The organism is Cellulomonas composti, from assembly GCF_007990245.1.
Classification (GTDB): domain Bacteria; phylum Actinomycetota; class Actinomycetes; order Actinomycetales; family Cellulomonadaceae; genus Cellulomonas; species Cellulomonas composti.
On record NZ_BJWG01000001.1, the window covers coordinates 528895 to 544112 of the forward strand.

At 73.6% G+C, this 15218-nt stretch carries 18 protein-coding genes; 9 read left to right on the forward strand and 9 right to left on the reverse strand.

The window, feature by feature from the left end:
- Positions 1 to 66: 66 nt before the first annotated feature.
- The gene (erpA, locus tag CCO02nite_RS02415; protein WP_146841397.1) at positions 67 to 417 is read right to left on the reverse strand and encodes an iron-sulfur cluster insertion protein ErpA; all 351 of its coding nucleotides are present in this window, start codon (positions 415 to 417) and stop codon (positions 67 to 69) included.
- Positions 418 to 512: 95 nt separating this feature from the next.
- Positions 513 to 1697, reverse strand: a complete 1185-nt coding sequence (locus tag CCO02nite_RS02420; RefSeq protein WP_186812545.1) for a glycerate kinase family protein — start codon at positions 1695 to 1697, stop codon at positions 513 to 515.
- Positions 1698 to 1797: 100 nt separating this feature from the next.
- Here CCO02nite_RS02420 and nadA point away from each other — a divergent pair, with 100 nt between their 5' ends.
- From nadA to CCO02nite_RS02435, 3 genes are read left to right on the forward strand one after another with little or no spacing between them, the layout of a single operon-like run.
- Positions 1798 to 3000: a quinolinate synthase NadA gene (gene nadA, locus CCO02nite_RS02425; RefSeq protein WP_146841398.1), complete on the forward strand. Its 1203-nt coding sequence runs from the start codon at positions 1798 to 1800 to the stop codon at positions 2998 to 3000.
- Positions 3001 to 3025: 25 nt separating this feature from the next.
- Positions 3026 to 3625 carry a DJ-1/PfpI family protein gene (locus CCO02nite_RS02430; protein ID WP_146841399.1) on the forward strand — a complete coding sequence of 200 codons (600 nt, stop codon included), beginning with the start codon at positions 3026 to 3028 and terminating at the stop codon, positions 3623 to 3625.
- 53 nt (positions 3626 to 3678) lie between these two features.
- Complete coding sequence (locus CCO02nite_RS02435; protein ID WP_146841400.1) at positions 3679 to 4221, forward strand: acyl-CoA thioesterase; 543 nt, start codon at positions 3679 to 3681, stop codon at positions 4219 to 4221.
- A 9-nt stretch (positions 4222 to 4230) separates the two neighbouring features.
- Here CCO02nite_RS02435 and CCO02nite_RS02440 read toward each other — a convergent pair whose 3' ends face one another.
- On the reverse strand, positions 4231 to 5655 hold the full coding sequence (locus CCO02nite_RS02440) for a dipeptidase (RefSeq protein WP_146841401.1): 1425 nt from the start codon (positions 5653 to 5655) through the stop codon (positions 4231 to 4233).
- Between the two features lie 32 nt (positions 5656 to 5687).
- On the opposite strand from CCO02nite_RS02440, the gene CCO02nite_RS02445 reads away from it, so the two are divergent.
- Together CCO02nite_RS02445 and CCO02nite_RS02450 are read left to right on the forward strand one after the other, a co-directional pair.
- The gene (locus CCO02nite_RS02445; protein WP_146841402.1) at positions 5688 to 6275 is read left to right on the forward strand and encodes a DUF3043 domain-containing protein; all 588 of its coding nucleotides are present in this window, start codon (positions 5688 to 5690) and stop codon (positions 6273 to 6275) included.
- A 56-nt stretch (positions 6276 to 6331) separates the two neighbouring features.
- The gene (locus tag CCO02nite_RS02450; protein WP_146841403.1) at positions 6332 to 7342 is read left to right on the forward strand and encodes an aldo/keto reductase family protein; all 1011 of its coding nucleotides are present in this window, start codon (positions 6332 to 6334) and stop codon (positions 7340 to 7342) included.
- A gap of 38 nt (positions 7343 to 7380) precedes the next feature.
- Here the strand turns inward: CCO02nite_RS02450 and yczE are convergent, their stop codons facing one another.
- Positions 7381 to 8037 (reverse strand): membrane protein YczE, encoded by a 657-nt coding sequence (gene yczE, locus CCO02nite_RS02455; RefSeq protein WP_146841404.1) that lies wholly within the window; start codon positions 8035 to 8037, stop codon positions 7381 to 7383.
- Positions 8034 to 8201 carry a hypothetical protein gene (locus CCO02nite_RS15590; protein ID WP_186812546.1) on the reverse strand — a complete coding sequence of 56 codons (168 nt, stop codon included), beginning with the start codon at positions 8199 to 8201 and terminating at the stop codon, positions 8034 to 8036. The genes yczE and CCO02nite_RS15590 overlap by 4 nt, the downstream gene beginning before the upstream one ends.
- Positions 8202 to 8262: 61 nt before the next feature.
- On the opposite strand from CCO02nite_RS15590, the gene yczR reads away from it, so the two are divergent.
- Positions 8263 to 9723 (forward strand): MocR-like transcription factor YczR, encoded by a 1461-nt coding sequence (gene yczR, locus CCO02nite_RS02460; protein WP_146841405.1) that lies wholly within the window; start codon positions 8263 to 8265, stop codon positions 9721 to 9723.
- A 41-nt stretch (positions 9724 to 9764) separates the two neighbouring features.
- Here the strand turns inward: yczR and CCO02nite_RS02465 are convergent, their stop codons facing one another.
- The 4 genes from CCO02nite_RS02465 to CCO02nite_RS02480 are packed head-to-tail and all read right to left on the reverse strand — an operon-like array spanning position 9765 to position 11824.
- Positions 9765 to 9977 (reverse strand): hypothetical protein, encoded by a 213-nt coding sequence (locus CCO02nite_RS02465; protein ID WP_146841406.1) that lies wholly within the window; start codon positions 9975 to 9977, stop codon positions 9765 to 9767.
- Entirely contained in the window at positions 9974 to 11032 is a 1059-nt protein-coding gene (locus CCO02nite_RS02470; protein WP_146841407.1) for a quinone-dependent dihydroorotate dehydrogenase, read from the reverse strand. Before CCO02nite_RS02470 ends, CCO02nite_RS02465 begins: the two co-directional genes overlap by 4 nt.
- A 4-nt stretch (positions 11033 to 11036) precedes the next feature.
- Positions 11037 to 11471 carry a hypothetical protein gene (locus tag CCO02nite_RS02475; RefSeq protein WP_146841408.1) on the reverse strand — a complete coding sequence of 145 codons (435 nt, stop codon included), beginning with the start codon at positions 11469 to 11471 and terminating at the stop codon, positions 11037 to 11039.
- Positions 11468 to 11824 carry a hypothetical protein gene (locus CCO02nite_RS02480; protein WP_146841409.1) on the reverse strand — a complete coding sequence of 119 codons (357 nt, stop codon included), beginning with the start codon at positions 11822 to 11824 and terminating at the stop codon, positions 11468 to 11470. Before CCO02nite_RS02480 ends, CCO02nite_RS02475 begins: the two co-directional genes overlap by 4 nt.
- 54 nt (positions 11825 to 11878) lie before the next feature.
- On the opposite strand from CCO02nite_RS02480, the gene CCO02nite_RS02485 reads away from it, so the two are divergent.
- From CCO02nite_RS02485 to lpdA, 3 genes are all read left to right on the forward strand, one after another.
- Entirely contained in the window at positions 11879 to 13330 is a 1452-nt protein-coding gene (locus CCO02nite_RS02485; protein WP_146841410.1) for a leucyl aminopeptidase, read from the forward strand.
- 9 nt (positions 13331 to 13339) lie between these two features.
- Positions 13340 to 13681, forward strand: coding sequence for an oxidoreductase (locus tag CCO02nite_RS02490; RefSeq protein ID WP_146841411.1), 342 nt, complete (start codon positions 13340 to 13342; stop codon positions 13679 to 13681).
- A gap of 149 nt (positions 13682 to 13830) precedes the next feature.
- Positions 13831 to 15216 (forward strand): dihydrolipoyl dehydrogenase, encoded by a 1386-nt coding sequence (gene lpdA, locus CCO02nite_RS02495; RefSeq protein ID WP_146841412.1) that lies wholly within the window; start codon positions 13831 to 13833, stop codon positions 15214 to 15216.
- Positions 15217 to 15218: the final 2 nt, after the last annotated feature.

The window sequence follows — 15218 nt, forward strand, 5'->3', positions numbered from 1 at the left end:
GAGCGGTGCTCGGACGCCGAGAGGCCCGGCCCCGCGGGGGACCGGGCCTCTCGTGGCGTCAGCGGATCAGCTGAACGAACCGCCGCACGCGCACGCGCTGCCGGCGTTCGGGTTGTCGATCGTGAAGCCCTGCTTCTCGATGGTGTCCGCGAAGTCGATCGTCGCGCCCTCGAGGTAGGGGACGCTCATGCGGTCGACGATGACCTCGACGCCGTCGTAGTCCTTCACGGCGTCGCCGTCGAGCACGCGCTCGTCGAAGTAGAGCTGGTAGATCAGGCCGGAGCACCCGCCGGGCTGGACCGCGACACGCAGTCGCAGGTCGTCACGACCCTCCTGCTCGAGCAGGCTGCGCACCTTGCCCGCGGCGACGTCGGAGAGAATGACGCCGTGGGTGGCGACCTCGGTGGTCTCGCTCATGCTCACTCCTTGGAAGGCGGCGACTGTCGAGGGTGCCAACACGCACACCCGGCCTGTTGTTCCCAGGGTACGACGAGCACGGCCGCGCGCACGCATCACGCCCCGGCCGGGCTCCAGGTGCGGGCGACGCGGGCGGCCCGCGTGGCGAGGGTCCCGGCGGGATCCGCGAGCGCCGCCGCGACCTCGTCGGGCCGTTCCGCGACCGCGTAGGCGGCCGTGATGCCGGCCGCGGCGAGCTCGCGACGCCCGACCTCCACCTGGCCCGCGAGCACCACGGTCGGCACGGCGTGCAGCAGTGCGCGCTCGGCGACGAGCGAGGCGACCTTGCCGTGCAGCGACTGCCAGTCGAACCGCCCTTCGCCGGTCACGACGAGGTCGACGTCCGCCAGCGCCGCGTCGAGCCCGACGGCGTCGGCGACGAGTGCGGCGCCGGGCACGATGCGCGCCCCCAGCGCGGCCAGACCGAACCCGAGCCCGCCCGCGGCACCCGCACCGGGCGTGTGCGTGAGCCGCTGCGCACCCGAGGAGGCCCGCGCACCGGCGAGCAGGTCGGGGCGCACGGCGTCGCCGAGCGCATCCACGACGAGCCGCGAGTAGTGGGCCAGCGCGCGCTCGAGGTCCTGGGCCTGCTGCGGGCTCGCCCCCTTCTGCGGCGCGAAGCCCGCGCTCGCACCCTGCAGGCCGAGCAACGGCACGTCGACGTCGGTGGCCACGACGAGCTCGATGCCGGCCCAGTCGGCGCGCAGCGCGCGCAGCCCCGTCAGGTCGTCGGGCACCACCGTGCCGAGGCGCCCGCCGCCCTCGGTCAGCCGACCGGCGGGGTCGTCGAGCCCGAGCCCGACGAGCAGCCCCGCACCCGCGTCGTTCGTCGCGGAACCCCCGAGACCGACGACGATGCGCCGCGCGCCGGTCGCCCGGGCGGCTACCAGCAGCTCACCCAGGCCGCGCGTCGAGGTCCGGGTGGGGTCGCGGTGCGCCGGCGCGACCAGCGCGAGACCCACGGCGTGCGCCGACTCGACGTATGCCGTACCGCGGGCCTCGTCGAGCAGGATCGCCGCAGGCGCCTGCTCCCCCAGCGGACCTGTGCAGGTCGTCGCGACGAGCTCGCCGCGCAGGCTGGTGCGCAGCGTCTCGACGAAGCCGGGTCCGCCGTCGGACAGGGGTCGCCCGATCGTCTCGTCGTGCGGTGCGCCGTCGGCCCAGCCGGCGCAGATCGCGGCCGCCGCCTGCGTCGGGGTCAGGCTGGAGCCGAAGCCGTCGGGAGCCACCAGGACGTGCACGTGCGCACTCTCGCACGTCCCCGTGGCGGCGGTCACACCGGGCCGTCCACGGGACGGCGCGCCGGGGGCCGCGCGAGCGCCGTGTGCAAGGATCGGCACCGTGAGCCTGACGACCTCCCCCGCTGCGTTCACCGAGCCGGCAGCCTCCGCGCTGCTGCTGCTGGGACGCGGCGTCGACCTGGCCTCCGAGCGCGGCGTCGAGTGCGCGGGTGCCCTGCCGGCCCCCAGCGACCCGGACCTCGTCGAACGTGCGCGTGCGGCGCGGGCGGCCCTCGGCCCCCGCGCGTTCGTGCTCGGCCACCACTACCAGCGCGACGAGGTCATCGCGTTCGCCGACGTGACCGGCGACTCGTTCAAGCTCGCGCGCGAGGCCGCCGCGCGGCCCGAGGCCGAGTTCGTGCTGTTCTGCGGCGTGCACTTCATGGCCGAGTCGGCCGACATCCTCACGGCCGACCACCAGCAGGTCGTGCTCCCCGATCTCGCCGCCGGCTGCTCGATGGCCGACATGGCGGCGATCGACCAGGTCGAGGACGCGTGGGACGTGCTGGTCGACGCGGGCGTCGCGGACGACACCGTGCCGGTGACGTACATGAACTCGACCGCGGCGATCAAGGCGTTCACGGGCCGCCACGGCGGGACGGTCTGCACGTCGTCGAACGCGCACGTCGCGCTGCGTTGGGCCTTCGAGAAGGTCGGCGGCGTCGAGGGCACGGGCAAGGTGCTCTTCATGCCGGACCAGCACCTCGGCCGCAACACCGCCGTCCTGGCGCTGGGCCTGACGCTCGACGACTGCGTGGTGTTCGACCCCCGCCGCCCGAACGGCGGCCTCACGGTCCAGCAGCTGCGCGACGCGCGCATGATCCTGTGGCGCGGCCACTGCTCGGTGCACGGCCGGTTCTCGGCCCGCAACGTCGCCGACGCCCGCGCGGCCGACCCCGACGTGACCGTCCTGGTGCACCCCGAGTGCACGCACGAGGTCGTCACCGCGGCGGACCTCGTTGGCTCGACGGAGTTCATCATCAAGACGCTGGACGCGGCCCCCGCGGGTTCGTCGTGGTCGATCGGCACCGAGCTCAACCTCGTGCGCCGCCTCGCGGACCAGCACCCGGACAAGCGCGTCGCGTACCTCGATGACACGGTCTGCTTCTGCTCGACGATGAACCGCATCGACCTGCCCCACCTGGTGTGGGCGATGGAGTCGCTCGTCGCCGGACGTCCCGTCAACCGCATCGTCGTGGACCCCGAGGACGCCCACTGGGCGCGCGTCGCGCTCGACCAGATGCTGGCGCTGCCGGGCTACTGACACCCCCGAGCCACCAGGAGGTTCGATGGCCGCCGGCCGACCCTTGCGCATCGGCATCTTCGTGTTCGACGGCGCCGAGGAGCTCGACGTCGTCGGGCCCTACGAGGTGCTGTCCTGGTGGGCCCAGCACCTGCGCACCGACGCCGAGGTGCGCACGTTCTCGCAGGACGGCTCGGGCGTGCGCTGCGCAAAGGGCCTGTGCCTCGTGCCGGACACCTCGTCGGACGACCTCGGCCCGCTGTCGGTGCTCGTCTACCCGGGCGGTCAGGGCACCCGGGCGCTCGCGAAGGACCCCGACCACCTGACGTGGGTCAGGTCCATGCGCGCGACGACGCCGCTGCTGACGAGCGTGTGCACGGGGTCGCTCGTGTACGCCGCTGCCGGGCTGCTGGGCGGTCGTCCGGCCACCACGCACTGGTCGGCGTTCGACGAGCTGGCGCTCCTCGACCCCAGCGTGCTCGTGGACACCGAGGCCCGGTTCGTCGACGACGGCGACGTCGTCACCTCCGCGGGCGTCTCGGCGGGCATCGACATGGCGTTGCACCTGGTCGCGCGCCTCGACTCGGTCGAGGCGGCCCGGATCGTGCGGCGCGGCATCCAGTACGACCCCGAGCCGCCGGTCTGAGGCGGACGGGACCGCCCGAGACGAGCCCGGCTACCACTGAGTAACATCGCCGGGTGATCCGCACCCTCCAGCTCGCGGCTGCCACGTTCCGTCCCCGCCGCGCGGTCCCCGGTCAGGACCTGTTCAGCCCGTCCGTCACGCGCATGCGCGTGCACCTGTCGGACCTCGACCTGTACCGGCACGTCAACAACGGGATCTACCTGCAGTGCATGGACGTCGCGCGGTCCAACTACCTCGCGGACCTCGGCGCGTTCGGCGCGCTCAACGAGCGCGGCTGGTACCCCGTGGTCGCGGCCCAGACGATCAAGTACCGCCGTTCGCTCACGTGGCGCCAGCGCTTCGAGGTCACGACGAGCGTGCTCGGCTGGGACGAGCGCGTCGTGTACCTCGACCAGTCGTTCTCCCGACGAGGTCGCGACGGCGAACCGGAGCACGTCGCGCGCGGCATCGTCGCGGGCCGGTTCCTCGGCCGCAAGGGTGAGCGCGTCGCGGCGCCCGACGTCGTCGCGCTGCTCGCGGGCGAGCCGGTGAGCCCCCCGGAGCTGCCCGCCGACGTCGCCGCGTGGGCACGGGCTGTGGACGTCGCCGCCCGCTGAGCCCGTCGCTCAGGCCAGCGGGTGCGCCAGGCCGTCGAGCAGCAGCGCCTCGGCCAGCACGGCCTTCTCGAGCTCGCCGAGGTGCACCGACTCGTTCGCGCCGTGCGCGCGGCTGTCGGGGTCCTCGACGCCTGTGACGAGGATCGACGCGTCCGGGTACACCTCGAGCAGGTCGGCGATGAACGGGATCGAGCCGCCGAGCCCGATGTCGACGGGCGCGGTGCGCCACGCCTGCGCGAACGCCCTGCGCGCGGCGCGCATCGCGGGCGAGTCCGCGGGCGCCAGGAACGGCTTGCCGAGGTCGACGGTCCGGACCTCGACGCGTGCGCCGAACGGCGCGTGCCCCTCCAGGTGGGTCGCCAGCGCGGCCGCAGCGGCCGCCGGGTCCTGCCCGGGCGCGATCCGCATCGACAGGCGCGCGGTCGCGCGCGGCGCGATGGTGTTCGACGCGGTCGCGACCCGCGGCGCGTCGAACCCGATGACGCCGATCGCGGGCCGCGCCCACAGCCGGGCGCTCAGCGGTCCGGTGCCGGCCAGCCGCACGCCGTCGAGCACGCCTGCGTCGGCGCGGAACGTCGCCTCGTCGTGGTCGACCTGCGGGTCCGGGGCGTGCACGAGGCCGGCGACCGCCACGTCGCCGTTCTCGTCGTGCAGGGTCGCGACGAGGCGCGCCAGCAGCGTCGGCGCGTCAAGGACGGGGCCGCCGAACATCCCGGAGTGGATCGCGTGGTCGAGCACGGCGACCTCGACGTCGCACGACACCAGGCCGCGCAGTGCCGTCGTGAGCGCCGGCGTGCCGACGGCCCAGTTCGACGAGTCGGCCACGACCATCACGTCCGCACCGAGCTCGTCGCGGTGCGCGTGCAGGAACTCGACGAACGTCGGAGAACCGATCTCCTCCTCGCCCTCGACGAACACCGTCACGCCCACGGCGAGCTCGTCGCGCAGGGCCCGCAGCGCGCCGAGGTGCGCGACGATGCCCGCCTTGTCGTCGGCCGCACCGCGTCCGTACAGGCGCCCGTCCCGCTCGGTCGGCTCGAACGGCGGCGTGGTCCACTCGGCGAGGTCGCCGACGGGCTGGACGTCGTGGTGCGCGTACAGCAGCACCGTCGGTGCGCCGGCCGGTCCGGGGCGCCGCGCGACCACGGCGGGCCGCCCGGTGCGACCGTCGGCCGTCGTCACCGACAGCACGCGGACGTCGTCGAACCCGACGCCTCGCAGCAGTGCCGCGACCGCATCGGCGCTGGCCGCGACGTGTGCCTGGTCGGACTCTCCGTTCGAGACGCTCGGGATGCGCACGAGCGCCTCGAGATCGGCCCGCAGGGCGGGGAACCCGGCGGCGACGCGCGAGCGCAGCGTCGCGGTGCGCGGATCGTCGTGGGTGGGCACGTCGGCAGGCACATGGGCGGGGGTCGCAGCGTCGTTCGCAGTCACGCTCCGTCACGCTACTCGACTACCCTGACGGGGTGTTCGGACGCCAGAAGGACCCGGAGATCATCTCCCCCACGCCGCAGCAGGACGCGCCCACGGACGTGACCGGCAAGGGTCGGCCCACGCCCAGGCGCAAGGAGGCCGAGGCGGCCAACAAGCGTCCGCTCGTCGCGCAGGACCGCTCGGGTGCGGCCAAGGCCGCCCGCACGGCGGCCAAGGAGCAGCGCGACCGCGAGATGCGTGCGATGCAGAGCGGCGACGAGCGCCACATGCCCGCCCGCGACCGCGGCCCCGTCCGGCGCTACGTGCGCGACTGGATCGACGCCCGGCTCACGCTCGGTGAGTTCTTCCTGCCCGTCGCGGCGCTCTTCCTCGTCGTGCAGTTCGCGTTCGCCGCAGCGAACTCGCCCATCGCGATCTTCGCGATGCTCTTCCTGTACCTGTACGTCGTCGTGTCGATCATCGACGGCATCGTCATGTGGTGGCAGCTCAAGCGCCGCCTGAAGGCCAAGTTCGGCGAGGTGCCTTCCGGCCTGCTGATGTACGCGGTCATGCGCGCGTTCCAGCTACGCCGGGCCCGCCTGCCCAAGCCGCAGGTCAAGCGTCGCCAGTTCCCCGAGTGACCCCCGCCTGACGGCACGGGCGGTCGCAGGCCCGGCCGGAGCCTAGGGTGAACGGCATGGTTGCCTACCGCTATCTGGGCCGATCCGGCCTGAAGATCACCGAGATCACCTACGGGAACTGGCTGACGCACGGTTCGCAGGTCGAGAACGACACCGCCAAGGCCTGCGTGCGCGCCGCCCTCGACGCCGGGATCAGCACGTTCGACACCGCCGACGTCTACGCCAACACCGCCGCCGAGGCCGTGCTGGGCGAGGCGCTCGACGGCGAGCGGCGCGAGAGCCTGGAGATCCTCACCAAGGTGTACTGGCCGACCGGGCCGCACGGTGCGAACGACTCCGGCCTGTCCCGCAAGCACATCCTCGAGTCGATCAACGGCTCGCTGCGACGCCTGCGAACCGACTACGTGGACGTCTACCAGGCGCACCGCTACGACGTGTCGACCCCGCTCGAGGAGACGATGCAGGCGTTCGCGGACGTCGTGCGCCAGGGCAAGGCCCTGTACATCGGCGTCAGCGAGTGGACCGCCGAGCAGCTGCGCGCCGGCCACGCGCTCGCCGCGCAGCTCGACGTCCAGCTCATCTCGTCGCAGCCGCAGTACTCGATGCTGTGGCGTGTGATCGAGGAGGAGGTCGTGCCCGCCTCGCGCGAGCTCGGCGTCTCGCAGGTCGTCTGGTCGCCCGTCGCGCAGGGCGTCCTGACCGGCAAGTACCTGCCGGGCACGCCGCCGCCGGCCGGATCACGCGCGACCGACGAGAAGGGCGGCGCGAACTTCATCTCCCGGATCCTCGGCCAGGAGAACACGCTCGAGCGCGTCCAGCGACTGCGTCCGGTCGCCGACGAGCTGGGCCTGACGATGGCGCAGCTCGCGGTGGCGTGGGTGCTGCAGAACGACAACGTCGCGGCGGCGATCATCGGCGCGTCGCGGCCCGAGCAGGTCACCGAGAACGTCGTGGCCTCGGGTGTCACGATCCCGCCCGAGCTGCTCGCGACGATCGACGAGGTCCTCGGCGACTCGGTCCAGCGCGACCCGGGCATGACGGCCCGCAACGCCCCCGGCCCGCGCTGATCGACCTGTACTGATCGACTCGCAGAAGGCCCCGCTCGTCACACGACGGCCGGGGCCTCCTGCGTGCTCGGACCGGCGGCGGGGACAGCGCGCTCGTCGGTCGGGACGCGCACACGCGGGAGCACGAGGTGCACCACGGGCCCGACGACGAGCGCGTACGCCACCGTCGCGACACCGAACGTCCCGCCGAGCGCGATGCCCGCGAGCACGACGACCACCTCGATGCCCGTGCGCACGAGCGCGACCGGCCGACCCGTGCGGGCGACCAGGCCCGTCATGAGCCCGTCACGCGGACCGGGACCGAGGCCCGCACCGACGTACAGGCTGGTCGCGACGCCGTTGAGGCCGATGCCGACCGCGGCGCCGGCGATGCGCACGCCGAGCGGCAGCGGGTCGGGCAGCAGGTCGAGCAGGGCGAGCGCCGGGTCCACCAGGAGCCCGATCACCAGCACGTTGGCGACCGTCCCGACTCCGGGCCGCTGCCGCAGCGGCACCCAGCACGCCAGCACGACGAGGCTGACCAGCAGCGTCACGGTGCCGAACGACAGGCCGGTGCGCTGCGAGATCCCCTGCGTGAGCACGTCCCACGGCAGGGCGCCGAGCCCGGCGTGCACGAGCATCGCCATGGACAGCGCGTAGAGCACGAGCCCGAGCGCGAGCTGGGCGAGGCGTCGGGTGCGCGGGGCGGGGATCACCGGCCCGCCCGCGTGCTGCGCGCGATCGGGAGCGTGGTGCCGACCGCCCAGTCGCGGACCGTTCCGCGCGGCGCCATGCCGTCGCGACGGACGGTCCGCACGAGCGCGGCCGAGAGCGCGAGGAGGAGCACGAGCAGGAGCGTACCCAGCACCAGACTTGTCATGAGCTCCACCCTGGATGCAAGTGGCCTGGTATCCCATAGCCACTTGTGGAAGAGTGGTCGGATGATCGAGCTCCCGAGCGAGCGCCGGGTCTCCGGCCACCGGCTCGCCACCCTCCTCGGCGCCTGGCACCGCCCCGGGCCGGCCTACACGGCCCTCGCCGATGCGCTGCGCGCCGCGGTGCTCTCCGGGACCGTGCCGCTGCGCTCCCGCGTGCCGAGCGAACGCGAGCTCGCCGACGCGCTCGGCGTGTCCCGCACCACGACGACCGCCGCGTACGACGCACTGCGCGACGAGGGCTACCTCGTCAGCCGCCGCGGCTCGGGGACGGTCACCACGGTGCCCGAGCACCATGCGACGGTCGCCCCGAGCGGGACGTCCGTGCTGCCCGACGACGAGGCGGTCGTCGACCTGTCGATCGCCGCACCCGACGCCCCGACCGCGCTGCACGGCGCGGTCGTCGCCGCACTCGACGCCCTGCCTCGCCACCTCGCGAGCACCGGGTACTCACCCACGGGCCTGCCGGAGCTCCGCCGGGCGATCGCCGAGCGCTACACCGCGCGGGGCGTGCCGACGACGCCGGAGCAGATCCTCGTCACCACGGGCGGGCAGCAGGCCATCCACCTGCTCGTCGCCGCGCACGCCGGCCCCGGCGACCGCGTTCTCGTCGAGCAGCCCACCTACCCGCACGCGCTCGACGCGGTCCGCGCGGCCGGTGCGCGGCCGGTGCCCGTCCCGAGCGGACGCGACGGGCTGGACCTCGACCTGTTCGAGTCCACGCTGCGGCAGACCGCGCCGCGGCTCGCCTACCTCATCCCGGACCACCGCAACCCGAACGGCACGTCCCTGGACGCCGCCGCCCGCGAGCAGGTGCGCGCGCTCGCGCGCCGCCACCGCACGCTCGTCGTGGGCGACGAGGCACTGACCGACCTGACCCTGGAGGGCGCGGCTCCCCCGCCGTTCGCGGGCGACGGTTCGGCCGCCGGACTCGTCGTGTGCGTCGGCTCGGCCTCGAAGTCGTTCTGGGGCGGGCTGCGCGTGGGCTGGCTGCGCGCGCACCCCGACGTCGTCGTGCGCCTGGCCGCCGCGCGCGCGCACGTCGACATCGGGACGTCCGTGCTCGACCAGCTCGTCGTCGTGGAGCTCCTCGCCGACGAGGAAGCGGTGCTGACCGAGCGGCGGCGTGTCCTGCGGGCCCGCCGCGACCTGCTGCACGCACTCGTGAGCGAGCGCCTGCCCGCGTGGGACGTCCCTGTCCCGCCCGGCGGCCTCGCGCTCTGGGCGGACCTCGGCGCACCCGTCTCGTCGGCGCTCGCCGCCATCGCGCTGCGGCACGGCGTGCGCGTCGCGCCCGGGCCGACGTTCGGCACCGACGCGAGCCTCGAGCGCTTCGTCCGGCTTCCCTACACGTCCACCCCGGACCGCCTCGAGCGGGCGGTCGACGGTCTGGGCCGCGCGTGGTCCGCGCTCGGCCTCGACACGGGTGCGGCCTCGCCCCTCGACGCCGAGCGCCTGGTCGTCTGAGCAGCCGCCCTCAGGCAGTCACGTGACAGCAGGCGGCGACCTCAGCCCTGGGGCGGCAACGGGAGCGCAGGCGCCGCGACGGCGCCCTCGTGCAGCAGGTTCGCGGTCGCGACGCCCTGCGCGGCCAGGGTCCGCCAGTGCTCGCCGAGCCACTGCTCCGCGTCGTAGCGGTTGCCGAACACCGGGCTGACGGGCCGGTCGACCGGACCGCGCTCGTCGTCCAGACGCCACTCCCACTGCGGCCGCACCGTCATCGTCCCGCCTCCCGTGCCTCGCGCCGGCCGGCATCGGCCGCCAACGCCCGCCCGATCCGGCTCGCGTACGCGGGACCCTCGTAGATGAAGCCCGTGTATCCCTGCACCAGCGTCGCACCCACCGCGAGGTACTCGCGCGCGTCCGCGGAGGTCGTGATCCCGCCGACCCCGATGATGACGGCCTCGGGGCCGAGCCGGTCGCGCAGCCGCGCGACGACGTCGAGGCCCCGGGCCAGCACCGGCGGGCCGGACAGGCCGCCGGGACCCAGGTCGTGCGCGATCGTCGTGTTCACGGCGACGACGCCGTCGAGACCGAGCTCGGCCGCGAGCTCGGCGACCGCGTCGACGTCCTCGTCGGACAGGTCGGGAGCGATCTTGACCAGCAGCGGGACGGGCGCGACGGCGGCGCGGGTCGTGGCCTCGTCGGCGGCCGTGCGCGTCGCCTCGAGGATCGGGCGCAGCGCCTCGACGGACTGCAGGTCGCGCAGGCCGGGCGTGTTGGGCGACGACACGTTCACGACGAGGTAGTCGGCGAACGGCGCCAGCCGGCCCGCGCTCGTCGCGTAGTCCGCCGCCGCGTCCTGGACGGGGGTGACCTTCGTCTTGCCGATGTTCACGCCGACGACGAGCGAACGTCCGTGCGCACCGGCGCGCAGCCTCTCGAGGCGCCTGGCGACCACGGCCGAGCCCTCGTTGTTGAAGCCCATCCGGTTGCGCAGCGCGCGCTGGTCGAGCACCCGCCACAGGCGCGGCTTCTCGTTACCGGGCTGCGGCTGCGCGGTCACGGTGCCGATCTCGACGAACGAGTAGCCGAGCATCGCCAGACCCTCGACCGCGCGCGCGTTCTTGTCGAAGCCCGCCGCGACGCCGAACCGGCCCGGGAACGTGCGCCCCCACACCTGCACCTCACCGCCGCGCGGCACCGCGAACACGCGTCCGACGAGCGAGCGCAGCAACCCCGCTCGGCCGACGAAGCCGATCAGCCCGAACGCGAGCTCGTGCGCGCGTTCGGGGTCCATACGACGGAAGACGAGCTCGAAGAGCAGCCGGTACACGCGCTCACCCTACGGTCGGCGCGGGCGTCGGCGTCCGACCCGTCCGCCACAGCCACCACAGCCCGACGAACGGCAGCACGAGCGGCACGTAGCCGTAGCCGACGCCGAAACCCGACCACACCGTCTCGTCGGGGAAGTCACCCACGTCTACGAGCGACAGGATCCCGACCGTCAGCACGCCGACCAGCTCGAACCCGACCGCCACCCAGGCCGGCGTGCGCCGGTTCGTCGCGAGGGCGACGGTGGCGACGACGTAGACGACGCCCGCCACGAGGGAGAGCGCGTACGCCAGCGGCGCCTCGTCGAGCTTCGTCGTGACCTGGTAGAGGCCGCGGGCCGTCGCGGCGAGCGCGAGCACGGCGTACACCGCGACGAGCAGGCGGCCGAAGCCCGCACCCGTGCGGGGACGGGCGGTCGGTCCGGCCGGTTCGGTGGTCACACGACACCCCAGATCTGCAGGAGACGGAACTCGAGGAAGCCGACCGTCAGCGCCGCGACCAGCAGCACGACCGAGCTCCAGCGGGTGCGTTCGGCGAACGCCCACGCGGCCGCGATCGGCAGGACGATCGCCTGTGTCACGACGTAGCCCCAGAACAACGCACCGTCGACGTCGTGCTGCGTCGCGGCGAGCACGCCCAGGATCACGGCCTGGACGACGAGCACGCCCTCGACGACCGCGGCACCCCACAGCTGGCGGAGCACCACCGCGCGGTCGGCGACGACGAACCACAGCGCCCAGCCCGCGAGTGCGACGCACAGGGCACCGACCACGACGGCGAGAGCGACGACCACGGGCGCACAACCTACCGGCCCTGACCCGGGCGTGCGGGCGGTTAGCATCGACGGGTGATCGAGCTGACCTCCACCTCTCCCCTGCGTGTCTCCGCCGACGCCCTCGTGGTCGCCGTCGCCCAGTCCGAAGGCAAGCCCCGGCTGCTCGCCGACTGGCTCCCGCAGGACGTGCGGACCTCGCTCATCGCGAGCGCGTCGGCCCTCGGGCTCACGGGCGCCGCCGACGAGGTCCGCCGCATCCCGGTCGACGGCCTGAAGACCCCGGTGCTCGTGCTCACGGGCGTCGGCGCAGACGACCCGACCGCCGAGACCCTGCGGCGGGCGGCGGGCGCCGCGACGCGCGAGCTCGCGGGCGTCGGCACGGTCGCGCTGGCCCTGCCCGCGCAGGACGTGGCACGCGTCGCCGCAGTCGCCGAGGGCGCGCTGCTGGGTGCCTACTCCTACGGCCGCTACCAGGCCGCCGCCAAGCCTGCGGTCGCCAAGGTCGTCGTGCTCTCGGACCGCGCGCGCGACCGGGCCGCCAAGGACGCGATCGCGCGCGCCGAGGTCGTGGCCGCCGCGGTGCACGCCGTGCGCGACCTGGTCAACGCCGCGCCCAACGACCTGTACCCGGCCGCGTTCGCGGACGAGGCGAAGGCCGCGGCCAAGGGGGTCAAGGGCGTCAAGGTGACCGTGCTCGACGAGAAGGCGCTCGCCTCCGGCGGGTACGGCGGCCTCATCGGCGTCGGGCAGGGCTCGTCGCGTCCGCCGCGCCTGGTCAAGGTGGCGTACTCGCCCTCGCGGCCCACGGGGCGCGTCGCGCTGGTCGGCAAGGGCATCACGTTCGACTCGGGCGGCATCTCGATCAAGCCCGCCGCCGGCATGGAGGCGATGAAGTCCGACATGGCGGGCGCCGCGGCGGTGCTGCACACGGTGCTGGCCGCCGCCCGGCTCGAGCTGCCGGTCGCCGTCACCGCGTGGTTGTGCCTCGCCGAGAACATGCCGTCGGGCACCGCGCAGCGGCCGTCGGACGTCATCACGATCCGCGGCGGCACCACGGTCGAGGTCCTCAACACCGACGCGGAGGGCCGGCTGGTCATGGCCGACGGGCTCGTCGCCGCGGTCGAGGAGGCGCCCGAGGTCGTGATCGACGTCGCGACGCTCACGGGCGCCCAGGTCGTCGCGCTCGGGCACCGGGTGTCGGCCGTGATGGGCTCCGACGACGTGCGCGCGCAGATCGTGGCCGCCGCCGACGCGGGTGGCGAGCTGTTCTGGCCGATGCCGCTGCCCGAGGACCTGCGCGCGGGCCTCAAGTCGAAGGTCGCCGACATCGCGAACATCGGCGACCGCTTCGGCGGGATGCTCAGCGCCGGGATCTTCCTGCGCGAGTTCGTCGGGAGCACGCCGTGGGCGCATCTCGACATCGCGGGGCCCGCGTACAACGAGAAGGGTGCTCACGGCTACACGCCCGTCGGCGGGACGGGTGTTGCGGTGCGCACCCTGCTCGCGTTCCTCGAGGCACGTTAGGGTCCACGCATGGGTCTGTTCTCCCGCAAGAAGGCCGCGCCCGCCGCCGTCGCCGACGACACGTCGGCTCGCGATGCGACCGTGGCCCACCTGCGCGAGTTCGCGACGTCACGCATCGGCGTCGAGGCGTACGTCGAGCCGCAGACGTCGGTCACGCAGACGACGATCATGCTCGTCGCGCGGGACGGCGAGTGGACCCGGCGGCGTGTACCGGACGCCCGCACCGCCGAGCAGCTCGCACGCGACATCGGCGTCCCGGTCTACGACGTGCAGCGCACCGGCTACCCGCAGAGCTGGCGGGACTGGAACGCGCGTCAGCGACTGCTGGAACGCAAGAGCGCCACCGCGTGACCCGTCCGGGCCGTCTCCAGTCGTGGGATGACTGTTCGCAGCGTCACACGCCGGTCGCGCCGTCCGGGTTCGTGGGCGTCGCACGGTGATGACAAGATGGTCGGCGAACTCCCCCACCCGTCTGTCCGACTGCGCATAGGAGTCAGCACGTGGCCGACACCAACGGCACCGCCTTCGACATCGTCGTCCTGGGAGCCGGGAGCGGCGGCTACGCCACCGCCCTGCGCGCCGCCCAGCTCGGCAAGAACGTCGCCCTCGTCGAGGCCGACAAGGTCGGGGGCACCTGCCTCCACCAGGGCTGCATCCCGACCAAGGCGCTGCTGCACGCGGCCGAGCTCGCCGACAACGCTCGCGAGGGTGCGCACTACGGCGTGCACACCACGCTCGAGCGGGTCGACATGGCGGGCGTCAACCAGTACAAGGACTCCGTGATCGGCGGCCTCTACAAGGGTCTGCAGGGTCTCGTGAAGTCGCGCGGCATCACGGTCGTCGAGGGTTACGGCCGGCTCGTCGGTCCGAACGCCGTCGAGGTGAACGGCCAGACGCTCACCGGCGAGCACGTCGTGCTCGCGACCGGCTCCTATGCGCGGTCGCTGCCGGGCCTGGAGATCGGTGGCCGGGTCATCACGTCCGACCAGGCGCTGCAGCTCGACTGGGTGCCGCAGTCCGCGATCATCCTCGGCGGCGGCGTCATCGGCTCCGAGTTCGCCTCGGTCTGGAAGTCGTTCGGCGCGGACGTCACGATCATCGAGGCGCTCCCCCACCTGGTGCCCAACGAGGACGAGGCGCTGTCCAAGGCGTTCGAGCGGGCGTTCCGCAAGCGCGGCATCAAGTTCAACCTCGGCGTCCGGTTCTCCGGCGTCACGCAGGACGACAACGGCGTGCACGTCTCGCTCGAGGACGGCAAGACGTTCGACGCCGACCTGCTGCTCGTGGCCGTCGGCCGCGGTCCGCGCACCTCGGGCCTCGGCTACGAGGAGCAGGGCCTCACGCTCGACCGCGGTTTCGTCATCACCGACGAGAACCTGCGCACGGGCGTCGGCAACGTCTGGGCCGTCGGCGACATCGTCCCCGGCCTGCAGCTCGCGCACCGCGGCTTCGCGCAGGGCATCTACGTCGCGGAGCAGATCTGCGGGCTCAACCCCGCGCCGATCGTCGAGTCCGGCATCCCGCGCGTGACCTACTCGGAGCCCGAGGTCGCCTCCGTCGGCGTCACCGAGGCGAAGGCCAAGGAGCTCTACGGCGACGACGGCGTGGAGACCCTGGAGTACAACCTCGCGGGCAACGGCAAGAGCAAGATCCTCGGCACGTCGGGCTTCGTGAAGCTCGTGCGTCAGAAGGACGGTCCGGTCGTCGGTGTGCACATGATCGGCGCGCGCGTCGGCGAGCTCATCGGCGAGGGTCAGCTCATCGTGAACTGGGAGGCGTACCCGGAGGACGTCGCCTCGCTCGTGCACGCCCACCCCACGCAGAACGAGGCGCTCGGCGAGGCCCATCTGGCCCTCGCCGGCAAGCCGCTGCACGCCCACAACTGACA